Source organism: Azonexus sp. (assembly GCF_030824335.1).
In the GTDB taxonomy this organism is placed as follows: Bacteria; Pseudomonadota; Gammaproteobacteria; order Burkholderiales; family Rhodocyclaceae; genus Azonexus.
In genome coordinates, this window is record NZ_JAVBXX010000044.1 from 44,105 (window position 1) to 59,512 (window position 15,408).

Here is a 15,408-nt window from a genome sequence, read left to right on the forward strand (position 1 = left end):
AATGCGCCTTTTACCTTTTTTCCTGGCCTGCCTGCTGGTCGCCTGTGGCGGCGATGCGGCGAAGAGCAACATCAATGTCGGCAGCCCGGCGCCTGCCTTTCAGACGGTCGATGCCGGCGGCAAGACGGTAGCCTTTCCCGAATCCTTCGCCGGCAAGCCGCTGGTGATCCGCTTCTGGGCCGACTGGTGCAAGTACTGCGAGGGCGAGATGAAGGCCATCGAGCAGGTCTATCGGCGCCAGCAGGCCAGCGGCTTGACGATTCTTGCGGTCAACGCCGGCCAGGACGCAAAAACCGTCACTGCCTTCATGCAGAAGATCGGCGTCAGCTACCCGGCGCTGCTCGACGAATCGTCGGCGATTGCCCGTAGCTACGGCGTTGTCGGCCTGCCAACCACTTTCTTTGTCGACGCCGGCGGCATTGTTCGCGGCAAGATTGTTGGCGAAGCTGACGAGGCCAGCTTCGAGCGGCATGTGCTGGAACTGCTCAAATGAACGATAACCGGGTCTGTGATCTCTGCGGTCTCGACATCGGGGTCAAGCCCTTTGTCCTGAACACCGCAGAGCGGCAGTACCGCTTCTGCTGCGAGGGTTGCCGCGGCATCTACGAGATGTTGCATGACATCAAGGAAGCGCCGGTTCAGAATGAAAACAATGACCCGCAAGCCCGTTGAAAGGACAGAACCATGATGACCGAAGAAATGCTCAAGAACATGCCGCACATGATGATGAACGGCGCCAGCCACGTGATGGCAAAACCGCTGACCACCGGCGCAATGATGGCCGGCGCTGGTTTTGCCGCCGGTAAAGGTCTGCTTGGCGGGGCGCTGCTGCGTAACCCGCTGACCCTGCTGGCGGTTGGCGCCGCCGGTGGTGTCGTTGCCGGTTTCCTGCTCTTCAAGTACCAGAAGGAAATCATCGATGGCCTCTCGAAGGCGACCGGCATGGGCAAGGATTTCGCACTGCACCAGAAGGAAAACCTCGCTGACCTGATGGCCGAGGCGGAAGAGAAAATCGAGGGCGTCAAGGCGCCGGTTGCCACCGATATCCAGTCTGCAGCCTGACGGAGTCCACCATGTCACAAGCCGATGAACTGGCACGGCGCATCGTCGTGCTGCATCGCGGGGCCGGCTTCCTGCGCCTCGAACTGCCGAACGAACTGTGCCGGCCCGAGGTCGCGCAGGCTGTCGAGCGTGGCCTGCCGGTGACGCCCGGCGTTGCCGGCGCCACGGTTGACCCGGATGGCCGGCGGATGTCGATTCGTTTCGATGCGGCAACCGTCAGTGCCGGCCAGGTGGCACGGGCGTTGTTCGTCTTGCTGGGCGATCAGCCGTCCACCGCCGAGCCCGTCGCCGAAGCGCCGGAGAGCCTCGTTGGTGGGGCTTTTGCCAACGGCCTGCAGCCTTTGCTCGACCGCCTCAAGGCCCTGCTGACGCCGGCCACGCCGCCGGCCGAGGGCTCCCTGCAGGCACGTTTCCAGCCGCTGGTCGAGAGCGCGCTTACCGAGAAGGCCATCGTCAATTTCTTCAACGACATCGTCGCCTTCTACCTGATCAAGACGCACTGGGACCTGATCACCAAACGCTGGCTGCAGAACCCGGTCGCCCACAGCAACGCCTGGCTGACGGTGTTCTACCTGGTCTTCCTGCTGGTCCGCTACCGCAAGAGCCAATGAAGCATTTCCAGGTCGCCCATCGTCTGGTCCGGCGCATTCGCGTCATCGCGCCGTCGCTGATTGGCGAGCAGGAGCGCTGCTACATCCTGGAAATCCTGCTGTGCAAGCATCCGGCAATCAAGGAGGTGGCCGTGGTGGCGGAGATCGGTTCGCTGACCGTGCGCTACGATCCCGCCGCGTTACCGGAGGCGCGCCTGCTGGCGACGCTTGACGCCATCCTCGGCAACCTGCTGGCGGCACCGAAAGTGGAAACGCCGGTGGCGCCGGTCGACGGCCCGGTCAGCGAGTGCTCGGTGGCCGTCGAAGGCATGAGCTGCGCCTCCTGCGCGCTGCTGATCGAAATGAAGCTCAAGCGCGACCCACGCGTACGTTCGGCGGTGGTCAATTTCGCTGCCGCGACGCTGACCGTGCATGGCGTGATCGACCGCGATGGCGTCTCGGCGGTGGTCCGCCGCCTGGGTTACGAAGCCCGGCCGATGGACACGCTGGCCCAGCGCCGATTGTTGGTCGAGCGCGAGAAGGCGCGCGTCGAGGAAGCCAGAAAGCGCTTCGTCCAGTCGGCGCTGCTGACCGTGCCGGTGATGGTTTCCGGGATGCTGATGCACCGCTCGCCGGCCTTGCGCGTGATGGAATTCGCGCTGTCGAGCGCGATCCTGTTCGGCAGCAGCAACAGCATCTTCCGCAAGGCCTGGGCGCTGGCGCAGCAGGGCGAGGCGAACATGGACACGCTGATCGCCATCGGCTCCGGCGCCGCCTGGGCCTACAGCATTCCTGGCGTGTTCAAAATGCATCACCACGTCTATTTCGAGTCGGCCGCCGGCATCTGCACCTTTGTGCTGCTCGGCCGCTACATGGAAGAGCGGGCCAAGGGTCAGGCCGGCGAGGCGATCCGCAAACTGATCGAACTACAGCCAGAAACCGCACTGCGCATCGAGGCTGACGGCAGCGAGCGCGAAGTGCCGATCGACGACGTGCTAGTTGGCGACATCCTGCGCGTGCGTGCCGGAGAAAAGGTGCCGACCGACGGCCGATTGCTCGCCGGCAATTCCAGCATCGACGAGGCGATGATCACCGGCGAGTCGTTGCCGGTGGCCAAGGGCGAAGGCGATACGGTAATCGGCGGCTGCCTCAACGGCAACGGCAGCTTCACCATGAGCGTCAGCGCCATCGGCGGTAACACTGTGCTCGCCGGCATCGTCAAGCTGGTCGATCACGCCCAGGGCAGCAAGCTGCCGGTGCAGAAACTGGCCGACCGCATTTCGGCGCGTTTTGTACCCGCTGTCGGCGGCATCGCCGGGCTGACCTTCGCCGGCTGGGCGCTGGCTGGCGCCCCGGTATCGGCGGCGCTGGCGCATTCGGTTGCCGTGCTGCTGATCGCCTGTCCCTGTGCCCTCGGCCTGGCGACGCCGACGGCGATCATGGTCGGTACCGGCCAGGCGGCTAAACGCGGGATTTTCATCCGTCACGGCGAAGCCCTGGAAACCGCTGCCAAGCTGACTACCGTGGTCTTCGACAAGACCGGGACGATCACCGAGGGCAAGCCGGTGGTCAGCGATGCGCTGCTGGTCGCCGGCACCGACGAGGCCCGCTTGGCCAGTCTGATTGACGCTGCCGAGGCCGGTTCCGAGCATTTCCTGGCGCGGGCCATGGCCGACTGGTGCCGGCCGCGCCAGGGCCAGCCACTACATGCCAATACCTTTGCCGCGCTTCCGGGGCAGGGCGTCACGGCGACGGTCGACGGTTGCTGCATCGTCATCGGCAATGCCGCGCTGTTCGCCGAACAGGGCATCGCCAGCAGCGCTCTGGCCGACGAAGCGGCACGCTGGGCAGAGCAGGGCAAGACGCCGGTGCATGTTGCGGTCGACGGCGAAATCCGGGCAGTTTTCGCCATTGCCGATCAGCCGCGTGCCGGCGCCCGCGAAGCCATCGCGCTGCTGCATCGCCTGGGCCTGAAGACCGTCATGGCGACCGGCGATGTCGATGCGGTGGCGCATCACGTCGCCCGCCAGGTCGGCATCGAACGAGTCATCGCCCGCGCCACGCCGGCCGGCAAGCTGGCCGTTATCCGCGAACTGCAGGCAACCGGCGAGCGGGTCGGCATGATCGGCGACGGCATCAACGATGCGCCAGCCCTGGCCGCCGCCGACGTCGGTTTCGCCATCGGCGGCGGTGCCGACATCGCCGTCGAATCGGCCGACATCACGTTGGTCGGCGGCGACATCGCCCGCGTCGCCGCCGGCATCGACCTGTCGCGGCGCTCGATGGCGATCATCCGCCAGAATCTGTTCTGGGCGCTCGGCTACAACGTCATCGCCATCCCGGTCGCCGCCGCCGGCCGCCTCAATCCGATGATTGCGGCAGCGGCGATGGCGATGAGTTCGGTGTCGGTGGTGGCCAATTCGCTGCGCTTGCAGCGCTAACTCATTCCGGGAATATCTGTCTCGCAGATTTGCAGGCCTTGCCAGGAATTCCAGCAAGCGCTCCGGGTAACTTGATCTACATCAAAATAATAATTCAATCATGTACTTAGTGCGACATCTTGTCGCATTCCTTGTCATGTGACGTTATGTAACCATTGCGCGCTTTCCAATCTCCGGCGCACGTAATGATTCGATCCCATGCTCTTGCTTCCACGCTTCTGGCACTTGCCCTGACGGGTGTCAGTCCGACTCTGCTGGCCCATGGTGAACAAGCAGGCCATGCAGCGGCACAGGCATCCACCATGGCGACCACCTGGAGCAGTGATGCCTTGCTGAGGGTCACGATGAGCCGAGGCGAAGCACCCGGCATGCGGGTGAAGGCAAGCGTCGGCGATTTTGATCAGGTCGTGCTGCAGACTCCGGAAGCACCGGCACCGGTTGTCCTGGCGCAAGGCAAGGATGGCTGGACGGTAAGCAAGGCCCAGATGGGTACCGGCGGCCACCTGTGGTTCATCGCGACGCGTGAGAACGAACGTGAAGTCGTCCGTGCCACCACCTATTTTTTCTTTCCAGCCCGTCATCAGGTTCCGACCGAGATGCTGCGCGCACCGCGCGGTGGGCTGGAAATCGTTCCGCTCCGCCTGCAGGAGCATGGCGGCACGCGTGAAGGCAGTCGCTGGCGTTTCCTGTTGCGGCACGACAATCAGCCTTTGCCCGGACACCTGCTGACCCTCGAAACCGAGGGCGGTACCCGGCAGCAATTCATGGCGGACGCCGACGGTGTGGCCGAGGTCAGCTTTCCACGCGATTTCACGAGTGAGCGCCTGAACGCCAAGGAGGGCATGAATGCACGTCAGGAATTCGTTCTTTCGCTTGATCATGTTTCCGGGGGAAAGCGTTTCCTGACGACCTACAACCAGAGCTACAACCCGGACCGCATGCGAGAACGCAGTCTGGCACTTGGCGTTGGGGTCTTCGCACTGGGCATGGTGTTTGCCGTGCCGCTGCTGCGCCGCAAGGAGAAGAAGAATGCCTGAGCGACTGAAGCAAGTTGTTCCAACGCTGTCCCGGTTCCGCTTCCTGGTCCAGTTGCTGACCTTTGCGCTCAGCGTCTATGGCGGCTTGCTGGTGGGTAGTTATGCGGCAGAGAAAATATCTACTGCGCTGCCTGCGCTATCCTGTGCTTACGACAGCGTAAACGGCGGCTACTGCGCGCTGGTGCCGCTCCAGCACCAGATGGACCACCGCGTCGGCGCGGTGATGGCCAAAGCCCAGCAGATTACCGTCAAGGTGCTGATCCCAGTTTTCGTTACCTTCAGCACTTTCCTCCTGTTCTTTTTCGTCCTCGGCAAGGCCTTCTGTGCCTGGGTCTGCCCGCTGGGAACGGTTCAGGAATGGCTTTTCCGCCTCGGCCGCCGCCTCGGTTTCGGCATGACGCCCGTGCCAGCGGGCAAACTGCGCTGGTTGCGACCGGTGAAATGGCTGGTATTGCTCGGTCTGGTTTTCGTTGTGCCGCTGCTCGCCGGTCTCGGCTACGCGCCGCATTCGGCCGGCAACCCGTATTGCGACATCTGTCCGTCGCGCATCGTAACCACCTTGCTAACAGCCAACACCGATGAACTGGCGATCCGTACCGGCGCCGACGGCTTCAGCCTCGGCCTCGGCATCGTCGCCAACCTGCTTGCCGGTTTCGTCGTTGCCGCGGCACTGGCGGTGCGCCAGCCGTTTTGCCGCATCTGTCCGATGTTGGCGCTCAATGCCGTGGCCCGCCACGCTGCGCTGCTGCGTCTGAGCAAGGTCGAACACGCCAAGTGCGACAAGTGCGGTATCTGCACCAGAGCCTGTCCGATGGATATCCCGGAGATTCACCACGAACACGGCCGCCGGGCTTTCAACGAGGACTGCACACTGTGCGGCCGCTGCGCCGAATTCTGTCCGGACGATGGCGTCATCCGCCTCAAGTTTGGGCCGCTGGCGCTGTTCTCGTCGGCTCGTGAGTACTACAAGCGGCGGGTCCGCGGTGAAACGCCGGAGGGAGAGGTCAAGCCGGTCCGCATCGTGCGCAAGTCGCGGCAGGAAAAGCATGTCGGCTGACTCGACGACATCGCTGCTGACGGTCTTCCTGCTCGGAGTTTCGCTCGGGCTGACTGCCTGTGCCGTGACCTGCCTGCCGTTCATCGGCACGCTGGCTTTCGGCAAGGCAGGTGGCCGGCGGGCAGGGCTGATCGACATGGGCCTCTTTCTTGGCGGTCGCCTGCTCGCCTATTCGATGCTGGGCGGACTGGCCGGGTTGGTCGGCGCCGGTTTTGTCAAATGGCTGGTGGGGGGGCTGGGCAACCTCATCATCGGCAGCGTTGCCTGCCTGACCGCTTTGTTGTTGGTGGTGCCTGGCCGAAAAAACCGTGGCACCTGCGGTCGACCACAAAAATTGGCCAATTTCCCCCCATTCCTGCTTGGTATCGCGCTGACCCTGATTCCCTGCGCGCCGCTGGCAACACTGCTTGCCACCGCTGCAGCAGGAGCATCAGCCATGCAAGGCGCGCTACTCGGGATGGTTTTCGGGTTGGGTGCCTTGCTGACGCCGATGCTCGTCCTGATTCCCGCTTGTGCCAGCGTCGGGGAGCATCTGCGCAACGATCAGCCGTGGCTGGAGGAACTGTTGCGTTTTGGCGCCGCAGTCGTGCTTCTGCTCATCGGTTGCCGCCGGATTGCCACGGTGTCGCCGGAAGCCGCGCTGGTTTCACTGCTGCTTTGCCTTGCTGCGGCCTGCTTGCTGCTGCGGCGCCGTCCGGGGCAAACGCCGATACCGGTAGCTGTTGTTCCCGTTGTTTTCCGCCAGCGGGCGGACTGATTTCTTCAATACACCCACCAGACCTCATGAAAACCACCAATCCATCTTCCCTGCCTCGCCTGCGTCCGCTCAGCGCTGCAATCCTTTTTGCGCTGACTGTGCCGCTCGCCGCCGAGGAAGCGGGCATCATGCCCACCGTCGTCGTTACCGCCGCCAGCTATGCCCAGGATGTCAAGGACGTCCAGGCCAGCGTTCAGGTCGTCAGTCGTCGCGATATCGAGTCGACGCCCGGTGTGTCGTTGCTTGATTCGCTTGACCAAGCGGTCGGTGTCGATACCCGCGGCACCTCGTTGAACAGCACGGTGAGCATGCGCGGGATGACTGGCAGCGGCACGCTGATTCTGTTCGACGGCATGCGCCGTACGCAGAAATACGGTTCACGCGATATCAACCTTTATGGCACCGAAGATGTCGAGCAGATCGAGATTGTTCGCGGGCCGATGTCCGCCCTTTACGGGGCTGATGCATCCGGCGGCGTGATCAATGTGATTACCCGTCAGCCCAAGCTGGGGAGCGGGTTGCACGGCGGCACCTCGGTTACCTATGGGCAATCCAGAGGCAAGCAGCGGGAAACCGACCTTTGGAAAGCTTCTCTCGAATATGGTGGTGAAATGCTGACGCATCGATTCAGTGTCGAGCAGCGCAACCGGGATGATTACCGCGTCGACCATAATAGTTATGCCGCCGATCTGAAGGGTGTCGATGAGACTTACATCAATTACCAGGCGGGTCTTCAGGTCGCACCAGGGCAGAAGCTGCGCTTGAGTCTGGAGCGGGCCAGACAGGATGACAGCAGCCCAGGGGAACTGACGACCACCCCATTTACGCGCTTCAGTGCTTACGAGCGCGAAGACCGCGACTACGGCAGCCTTAATTACACCGGTGAAGTCGGTCCTGGTATTCTCAGCCTGGATGCATCGCGTGGCACGAGCGATGCGAAGACGACCCGCGCTTATCCTTTGATCGAGCAAACCGATTACACCCAGACTCAGTATGCGGGGCGCTATGTCCTGCCATTTGGCGATCACACCCTGACCTTGGGCATCGGGCAACAGAATGACAAGTTGAGCATCGCCAACAATACGAGCCGGGAGGGAGATCGGACAAATAACTATGTTCTTGCTCAAGGAGATATCCGGCTGAATCGCGAATGGAGCATTCTTGCCGGAGTCCGGCACGATCGCTTCAACGAGTTCGGGGATGCAACGACGCCGCGTCTCTCGCTTCAATACACGCCGGGTAACTGGCGCTTCCGGGCTGGCTATGGCGAGGCTTTTCGTGCGCCCACGGTACTTGAACAATATGCGACTTTCCGGCGTGGAACTTTCCTTATTCTCGGTAGTGAGACCCTCGAACCCGAAGAAAGCCGTAGCTTTGAATTGGCTGCAGGATATGCCGCCGAGCGAATCAAAGTCGATGTGTCTGCCTATCAGACGCGTAGCAAGAACTTGATTACGACTATTTCGGCTGCTCGATTGCCGACGGATCCTGCGAGCGTGAGGTCCCGTTCGGTCTATGCCAATATCGGACAAGTCACTATTGAGGGCATCGAATTGAGTGCGGCATGGCAAATCAGTCAGATTTGGTCGTTACGCGGTGCTTATGAACACATTGATGCCCGCGACGATACTACCGGTGACCGTTTGACCGGCAGGCCGGGCAATATTGCAAGAATGGGTTTGCGTTTCGAGCAGGCCGGATGGACAGCGGACTTGCTGGGGCGTTATTACTTCAATTATTACAACAGCCACAATACGATTCGTGGTCTGAATATTTCCAGCGATTACGGTACTGCTGATCTCAAGATTGCTTATCGCTTCAACAAGCAGTTCTCGGTGGCAACCGGCGTGACCAATCTCTTCGACAAGCAGGCGCCAGATAACTGGGGCTCGATGTATGCCGTCGAGGATCCTCCGACCCGTTTCTTTTACCTTAGCGGTAGCTACCGGTTCTGATCTTGCGGTAGTGAGCAATGAAAATCGCCACGCTTGATCCGTGGCGTTTTTTTTGAGCCGGTTTGCTAGACTGCCAGGCGCTTCTCACGGACAAAACGATGGATCACTCTCAGCACCAGGCAATTGGCGATCTTTCCTATTGGCTGGCCTTCATGACCGGCCTGCTCGGCAGCGGGCACTGTCTGGGTATGTGTGGTGGCTTGGTCTCGGCATTCTTCATGCGTCTCGGCGCCAAAGGCATCTGGCCCTACCTTGCTTATCACGCGGCGCGTGTCGGTGTTTATACGGTGATCGGCGTGATTGCCGCCGCTGTCGGCGCAGTGCTCGTGGCGACTGGACAGTTCGGCAAGCTACAGGGCATCTTGCAGATCGTCGCCGGGGTTGTCGTGATCTTGCTCGGCCTAGACCTGCTGGGGGTTTCGCCCTGGCGCAACAGCCTCGGTTTCGCACCGGTCGCCTGGCTGCGCAAACAGTTTTCCCTGGCGGTCCAGCGTGGTCCGGTTGCCGGTGCGCTGATCGGCGGGGCGATCAACGGCCTGATGCCGTGCTCGATGACGATGGCGATGGCGGTCAAGGCAACTACGGCGCCCAGCATGGTCGAAGGCGGCTTGCTGCTGCTGGCCTTTGGTGCCGGCACGCTGCCGTCGATGCTGTCCGCTTCCTTCCTCTTCGGCAAACTGGGGCCGCGTCTGCGCGGCTGGCTGCTCAAGGGGGCGGCATTGTTCGTCATCGCCCTCGGGGTTTCGACGCTCTGGCAGGGCATGCGTTACTACATGGTGATGCACCGGCTGATCGGCTGACTGCGACAATATGCCGCAGAGTGGGTAAATCAAGCGGCGCTAATATGCCCCGAAATCAATTCGACACAGGGAGAACACCATGAATCGCCGCGATCTTCTCAAGGTTTCCACACTGGCCGGTCTGGCCATGGCCATGGCCGCTACCGGTAACGCACGTGCCGAGGCCTGCACGACCGACGGGACGCCGAACCAGTTTATTCCCAAAAAGGCAGCCGATGCCAATCCGCTTGAGCGGGATATCGAAAAATACGCGAAATGCCCGTACTGCGGCATGGATCGCAAGGAGCACAACAAGACCCGGATGCTGGTCCAGTACGGTGACGACCTGGCCGACGGCGTCTGTTCCATCCACTGTCTGGCGCTCAGCCTCAGCCTCAACATCGACCGCGAACCGAAGAACATCTGGGGGCCGGACTTTGGCTCAACCCAGGAACCCCGTCCGCTGGTGCCGGTTGACCAGCTGACCTACCTGATCGGTGCTGACCTGAAACACGCGATGACGAAGAAGAGCAAGCATTCCTTCGCTTCAGCCGACGTAGCCAAGGAGTTTCAGGGAAAGCACGGCGGAACGCTGGCTAGTTTCAACGATGCCTTGCGCGAAAGCTATCTCGGCATGTCGGACGATGTCGCCCAGATCCGCAAGAACCGTGAAGAGCGCCGCAAGCGCGCGATGCAGCAGAAGCAGGGCTGATGCAGCGTCGTCATTTCATTGTTGCCGGCCTCGCGTTCTGCCTGGTGCCGGCTTACGCGCAAGGCATGGTTGTGCCCAAACCGGGTCCGAAGGATTTATGCCCGGTTTGCGGCATGATCGTTTCCAAGTATCCGAACTGGATCGCCGTCGTCGTCTGGAAGGATGGGCATGCCCATTTCTTCGATGGGGCCAAGGACATGTTCAAGTTCCTGTTCGACCTGTCCAAGTATGCGCCGGGGCATCGCCGGGAAAATATTGTCGGTATTTACGTGACAGACTTCTACAATCTGGAGCGTATCGATGCTCGCGGAGCCTGGTTCGTGACTGGTTCGGATGTGCTCGGGCCGATGGGGCACGAATTCGTGCCCTTGGGCACCCGGGAGGATGCCGATGATTTCCTCAAGGATCACAAGGGCAAGCGCTTATTGAAGTTTGATCAGATTACCCCGGATTTGCCCGATGCATTGGATGCCGGTCGGTTCAAGTAGATAATCGGCGGTTTTTTTGCGGTCGACCGGATAATTTTGCAAAAAACGTCCCTGACGTGACGGGGACTCGTGCAACTCGCCAGTTGGCTTGGGTATGCGGGCAAACCTCAGGTAAAAATCATTACGGACTGGGGATTGGCATCTGCCGTCCAGTAAAACGCAGGCCCTTGCTGTTGCGGGAGGTTTGCACGCCCTCGGCTTGGGGTAGAATCGTCGAGTCCCTTGGTTCCTGCGTCTGCTGAAACGCTTGTGTGAACCAAGTGGAATAGATGGCCCTGTCGCGGTCATGTCTTCCGAAATCAAAAATCCTGTTCGGTTAATAACCTGTTTAATCAAAACGTTATGTTCGATAGGATTTCAATTCGCTACAAGCTGATTGTCCTGCTCGGTTTGAGTGCGTGGCTTGCGCTGGTCATTTCTTCGCTGATCGCGATTTATTCGACTTATCTGAGTGAGTCGAAGTCCTCGTTGCGGGTTTTGCATCAGTTGACCGACGTGATCAGCGAGAACATGCGCGCTGCACTGGCCTTCAGCGATGCGGACAGTGCAAATGCCATGCTCGCTTCCTTGCACGCGGACCCGCATATCCTGCTGGCCGTGGTCAGCGATGAATCCGGAAAACTGCTCGCGGAGTATCGTTCCGCCGGTTTGCCGACATCGAGCGAACAAGCGTTCAAGGAAGCCCTGCAGGCGAGCATTCGAAAAGATGCCGGCATACTCGGTAGTCCGCTTGGTTTCGTTGAGCGCATCGACAATGATTCGATGCTGGTTTTGCGGCCGATTTTTTTCGAAAACAAGCCGATTGGCACCCTGGCGATCATTTCGGATACCGAACTGATGTGGGCGAAAATCCGCGAATTCGTGCTGGTGCAAATTGCCGCATCCGTGCTGACGCTGGTTTTGCTGCTGTTTTTGTCGTTGAAACTCCAGGCGCTGTTCACGCGTCCGATCATGAGCCTGATCGCCACCATGCAAGAGGTGGCCCAGACGAAGAACTACCGCGCCGTGCTGACATCGAACCGCCGGGATGAGTTCAAGAGTCTCTACGATGTTTTCAACGCCATGCTGGCTGATATCCACGAGCGCGATGACCGCTTGAGCAAACTTGCCACGACGGACGCGTTGACCGGTCTGGCCAATCGCCATCATGCGATGGAAATCATGCGAACCATGCTCACCCGCGCCTTGCGCAAGGGGGAACCGATCGGCATCATCATGCTCGACCTCGACTTTTTCAAGAAGGTCAATGATCTTTATGGTCATCCGGTGGGCGATCTTGTCTTGCAGGAAACGGCGCGGGTATTGCTGGATAGCGCCCGTGAGTACGACCTGGTGGCCCGGCTGGGCGGTGAGGAATTCCTGGTGATTTGTGACTGCGGCACGCTTGATGCCTGCATTGCCGTGGCGGAGCGCATCCGCCTCGGACTCGAAGGCCGCAGCATCGAATATCAACCTGGACACTCGCTCAATGTGACGGTGAGCCTCGGTGTATATTCCTCGGAAAAACGGCCTGGCGAGCCGATTGAGACAATGATCGCTGCCGCCGACGAGGCTTTGTACCGTGCCAAGGCGGCTGGTCGCAACTGTTACATCGTGGCTTGAGGGGAGTTCGGGTGAGGATGCTTTTGTTGATGGTCGGCTTGCTGTCATTGCTGCAAGCACCGTGGGTCTATGCCGGCGACGAGGAAAGAAAGCTCGAAGCCGTGTTCATCGGTCGTTTTGCCAGCTATATCGACTGGCCCGACAAAGACAGGGAGCGCGAGCGCTTTGTCATCACCCTGCTTGACGACAATCCGTTCGGCAAACTGCTCGATGATCTGTATCGGGACAAACGCATCCACAACAAGCCTATCGAGTTGCGCTACGCCAACAAGCTGGAGCAGGTGGGCGAAACGGACGTTCTGTTCATTACCTTGAGAAATGCCGCTGCCCGTTTGGCCGCGACCGAGTTTGCCCACAAGAACGGCATACTGACGATCAGCGAAGCCAAGGGCTTTGCCGAAAGCGGCGGCATCATCCAGCTGGATTTTGTCGAGCAAAAAACCCGTATCAAGATCAACCATGCCGCCGCCGTCAAATCCGGTCTGAAGATCGGCGCTCCCTTGTTGTCGATTGCCACTGTGCTGCGGGGAGACAAGCCATGAAACACTTTTGCTGCGCACTCCTTCCTTTGGCGATCGGTACGGCATTTGCGGCTGACAAGACGATTCAGGAAACCAACGATTACTACAGCCGGCCGCTCGATCAGTTGCTGCAAATCGAAACCCAGGCCAAGGCGGCTGTCGGGTCGCGTGGCGGCGAGCGGGACGCGCTCGATGCCGAGGTGCCGATCGACATCATTACCTCGGCGCAATTGCAATCGACCGGCCAGACCGAACTGATCCGTGCCCTGGCGGTGCTGGTGCCCGGCTTCAATGCACCGCGCCCGAGCATTGCCGACGGCACCGATCATGCGCCGCCGTTCACGCTGCGCGGCCTCAATCCCGATCAGGTGCTGGTTTTGATCAACGGCAAGCGCTTGCACCAGAGTTCGCTGTTGCACAATAACGGCACCGTGGGGCGCGGCAGTTCCGGCGTCGATCTCAATACCATCTCCCTGCGTGCCATCGAGCGCGTCGAGGTCTTGCGCGACGGTGCGGCGGCGCAATACGGCTCGGATGCCATTGCCGGCATCATCAACATCATTCTCAAGGGTTACGGGCAATCCAGCCAGGCCACCGTCAGCTATGGCCGGACACGCGCAGGCGACGGCATCAACAAGCAGGTGAGCGTCTTCCATACCTTGCCGCTGGCCGGCGACGGCTTTGTCAATCTGACGGCGGAATGGCGCGACCGTGGCCCGAGCAATCGGGCCGGTCCGGATGCCTATGATGGCGGGCGGCGCAACACGCACTTTGGCGATGCCGACACGCAAGACGGCCTGTTCGTCCTGAACGCCGAATTGCCGCGCGGCGACACGACGCTTTACGCGCATGGCCTGTACGACAAGCGACGCAGCAGCGCCGGCGCTTTCTACCGGCGGGCCGACGATGAGCGGAATCTCTCGACGATTTATCCGAATGGCTTCCTGCCCCTGATCGAGCCGAAAATCCTCGATTTCTCCATGACCGGCGGGGCCAGAGGGATACTCGACAGCGGTACGCGCTGGGATGTCAGCTATACGCATGGGCACAACGATTACCACTTCTACGTCAATGACTCGCTGAATACCTCGCTCGGCAGTGCGACGCCCACCTCGTTTGATAGCGGGGCGACGCGTTACACGCAGCAGATTCTCAACCTGGATCTGAGCCGGAAGATCGGTCGCCACACGCTGTCCGGCGGTTACGAGTTTCGTCAGGAGCATTACCGCATCGACAAAGGCGATGCCGCGTCCTACATGCTGGGGGCAGAGAATAACTATGCCTATGGCGCGCAAGGTTTTCCCGGCTTCAGCCCGGAGAACGAGGTTTCCGCGAAGCGTCAGGCGCATTCCTTGTACGGCGATCTGAAATACAGCGTGTCCGATCGCCTGATGCTCGACAGCGCAGCGCGGGCCGAGCACTACAGCGATTTTGGTTCGGCCCTGAACGGCAAGCTGGCGCTGCGCTACCGCGCCACTGAAGACCTGCTGTTCCGCACCAGCGCCAGTACCGGTTTCCGTGCGCCATCGTTGTCACAGAGCCATTTTTCTTCCACCGGGACGTACCGCAACAGCAACGACGCTGCCGCCCAGTTCTGGGGAAATTATGCGGTCGACCACCCGGTAGCCCGCGCTTTGGGGGCGACCGATCTGAAGCCGGAAAAGTCCCGGCATTTCACCCTTGGCCTGGTGTATCAACCGGCCGCGCAATTGACCGCCAGTGCCGATGTCTTCGTCACTGACATCGAAGACCGCATCATGCCGACCGGCTACATTGCCGGTTACAGCCTGTCTTCGCTCAGCTCGCAGGCAGCGGCCGTCCTGGCGCAAAACAATATTGATGGTGCGGTGTATTTCACCAATGCCATCGGTACACGGACCCGCGGTTTCGATTTGCGTCTGGATTACAAACACGATCTGGGTAATGGCGCGAAGCTCAAATTCGTCGGCGCTTACCAGCGCAGCAAGACGAATATCAACACGATCAACCAGGCGCCGGCGGTGCTCGGGGTCAATATGACCGATCTGATCCTCGATCCCTTCACGAAAGTGATGATGGAGGGCGGGCAGCCGATCGATGCGATCAAGCTCTGGTCGAAGTATTCGACGCGCGATTACGATGTGGTCGTCAATCTCAACCGGTTCGGCAAATTCTCCAGTGTCCAGGCTTACGACAAGGTCACGTTTTCAGCCAGGTGGACGGTCGACGGAGAGCTGGCCTATCGTGTGGCGAAAGATGTCACGCTGGCCTTGGGCGGTGTCAACCTGTTCAATGTCAAACCCGAGAAGTGGGGCAATACCGACGACAGCCTGGTGGGCCTGGGTAAGGTGATCCAGTATTCGCAGTACGCGCCGTTCGGCTACAACGGCAGTTATTACTATCTGCGGCTGGCGGTCGATTTCTGATT

Annotated in this window: 15 protein-coding genes; all 15 read left to right on the forward strand. The window is 60.5% G+C overall.

The genetic code is table 11. The features are described 5' to 3' along the window. Position 1: 1 nt before the first annotated feature. Complete coding sequence (locus tag RCI20_RS17475; protein ID WP_306607839.1) at positions 2–493, forward strand: TlpA disulfide reductase family protein; 492 nt, start codon at positions 2–4, stop codon at positions 491–493. Next, the gene (locus RCI20_RS17480; RefSeq protein ID WP_306607841.1) at positions 490–672 is read left to right on the forward strand and encodes a heavy metal translocating P-type ATPase metal-binding domain-containing protein; all 183 of its coding nucleotides are present in this window, start codon (positions 490–492) and stop codon (positions 670–672) included. Before RCI20_RS17475 ends, RCI20_RS17480 begins: the two co-directional genes overlap by 4 nt. 12 nt (positions 673–684) lie before the next feature. Then, positions 685–1,062 carry a hypothetical protein gene (locus tag RCI20_RS17485; RefSeq protein ID WP_306607843.1) on the forward strand — a complete coding sequence of 126 codons (378 nt, stop codon included), beginning with the start codon at positions 685–687 and terminating at the stop codon, positions 1,060–1,062. An 11-nt stretch (positions 1,063–1,073) separates the two neighbouring features. After that, positions 1,074–1,673 carry a heavy-metal-associated domain-containing protein gene (locus RCI20_RS17490; RefSeq protein ID WP_306607845.1) on the forward strand — a complete coding sequence of 200 codons (600 nt, stop codon included), beginning with the start codon at positions 1,074–1,076 and terminating at the stop codon, positions 1,671–1,673. Then, positions 1,670–4,093 carry a cation-translocating P-type ATPase gene (locus RCI20_RS17495; protein WP_306607847.1) on the forward strand — a complete coding sequence of 808 codons (2,424 nt, stop codon included), beginning with the start codon at positions 1,670–1,672 and terminating at the stop codon, positions 4,091–4,093. Before RCI20_RS17490 ends, RCI20_RS17495 begins: the two co-directional genes overlap by 4 nt. Positions 4,094–4,278: 185 nt before the next feature. Then, positions 4,279–5,130 (forward strand): hypothetical protein, encoded by an 852-nt coding sequence (locus RCI20_RS17500; protein ID WP_306607849.1) that lies wholly within the window; start codon positions 4,279–4,281, stop codon positions 5,128–5,130. Then, on the forward strand, positions 5,123–6,187 hold the full coding sequence (locus tag RCI20_RS17505; RefSeq protein ID WP_306607851.1) for a 4Fe-4S binding protein: 1,065 nt from the start codon (positions 5,123–5,125) through the stop codon (positions 6,185–6,187). The genes RCI20_RS17500 and RCI20_RS17505 overlap by 8 nt, the downstream gene beginning before the upstream one ends. After that, positions 6,177–6,944: a sulfite exporter TauE/SafE family protein gene (locus RCI20_RS17510; protein ID WP_306607853.1), complete on the forward strand. Its 768-nt coding sequence runs from the start codon at positions 6,177–6,179 to the stop codon at positions 6,942–6,944. The genes RCI20_RS17505 and RCI20_RS17510 overlap by 11 nt, the downstream gene beginning before the upstream one ends. Positions 6,945–6,970: 26 nt before the next feature. Next, a complete protein-coding gene (locus tag RCI20_RS17515; protein ID WP_306607855.1) occupies positions 6,971–8,899 on the forward strand; it encodes a TonB-dependent siderophore receptor in 1,929 nt (642 codons plus the stop codon). A 98-nt stretch (positions 8,900–8,997) separates the two neighbouring features. After that, the gene (locus RCI20_RS17520) at positions 8,998–9,699 is read left to right on the forward strand and encodes a sulfite exporter TauE/SafE family protein (protein ID WP_306607857.1); all 702 of its coding nucleotides are present in this window, start codon (positions 8,998–9,000) and stop codon (positions 9,697–9,699) included. A 79-nt stretch (positions 9,700–9,778) separates the two neighbouring features. Continuing rightward, the gene (locus RCI20_RS17525; RefSeq protein WP_306607858.1) at positions 9,779–10,390 is read left to right on the forward strand and encodes a nitrous oxide reductase accessory protein NosL; all 612 of its coding nucleotides are present in this window, start codon (positions 9,779–9,781) and stop codon (positions 10,388–10,390) included. Then, the gene (locus RCI20_RS17530; RefSeq protein ID WP_306607860.1) at positions 10,390–10,878 is read left to right on the forward strand and encodes a nitrous oxide reductase accessory protein NosL; all 489 of its coding nucleotides are present in this window, start codon (positions 10,390–10,392) and stop codon (positions 10,876–10,878) included. The genes RCI20_RS17525 and RCI20_RS17530 overlap by 1 nt, the downstream gene beginning before the upstream one ends. A gap of 342 nt (positions 10,879–11,220) precedes the next feature. Next, the gene (locus tag RCI20_RS17535) at positions 11,221–12,480 is read left to right on the forward strand and encodes a diguanylate cyclase (protein WP_306607862.1); all 1,260 of its coding nucleotides are present in this window, start codon (positions 11,221–11,223) and stop codon (positions 12,478–12,480) included. Positions 12,481–12,497: 17 nt separating this feature from the next. Continuing rightward, the gene (locus RCI20_RS17540; protein WP_306607864.1) at positions 12,498–13,022 is read left to right on the forward strand and encodes a YfiR family protein; all 525 of its coding nucleotides are present in this window, start codon (positions 12,498–12,500) and stop codon (positions 13,020–13,022) included. Continuing rightward, positions 13,019–15,406 carry a TonB-dependent siderophore receptor gene (locus RCI20_RS17545; protein WP_306607866.1) on the forward strand — a complete coding sequence of 796 codons (2,388 nt, stop codon included), beginning with the start codon at positions 13,019–13,021 and terminating at the stop codon, positions 15,404–15,406. Before RCI20_RS17540 ends, RCI20_RS17545 begins: the two co-directional genes overlap by 4 nt. Positions 15,407–15,408: the final 2 nt, after the last annotated feature.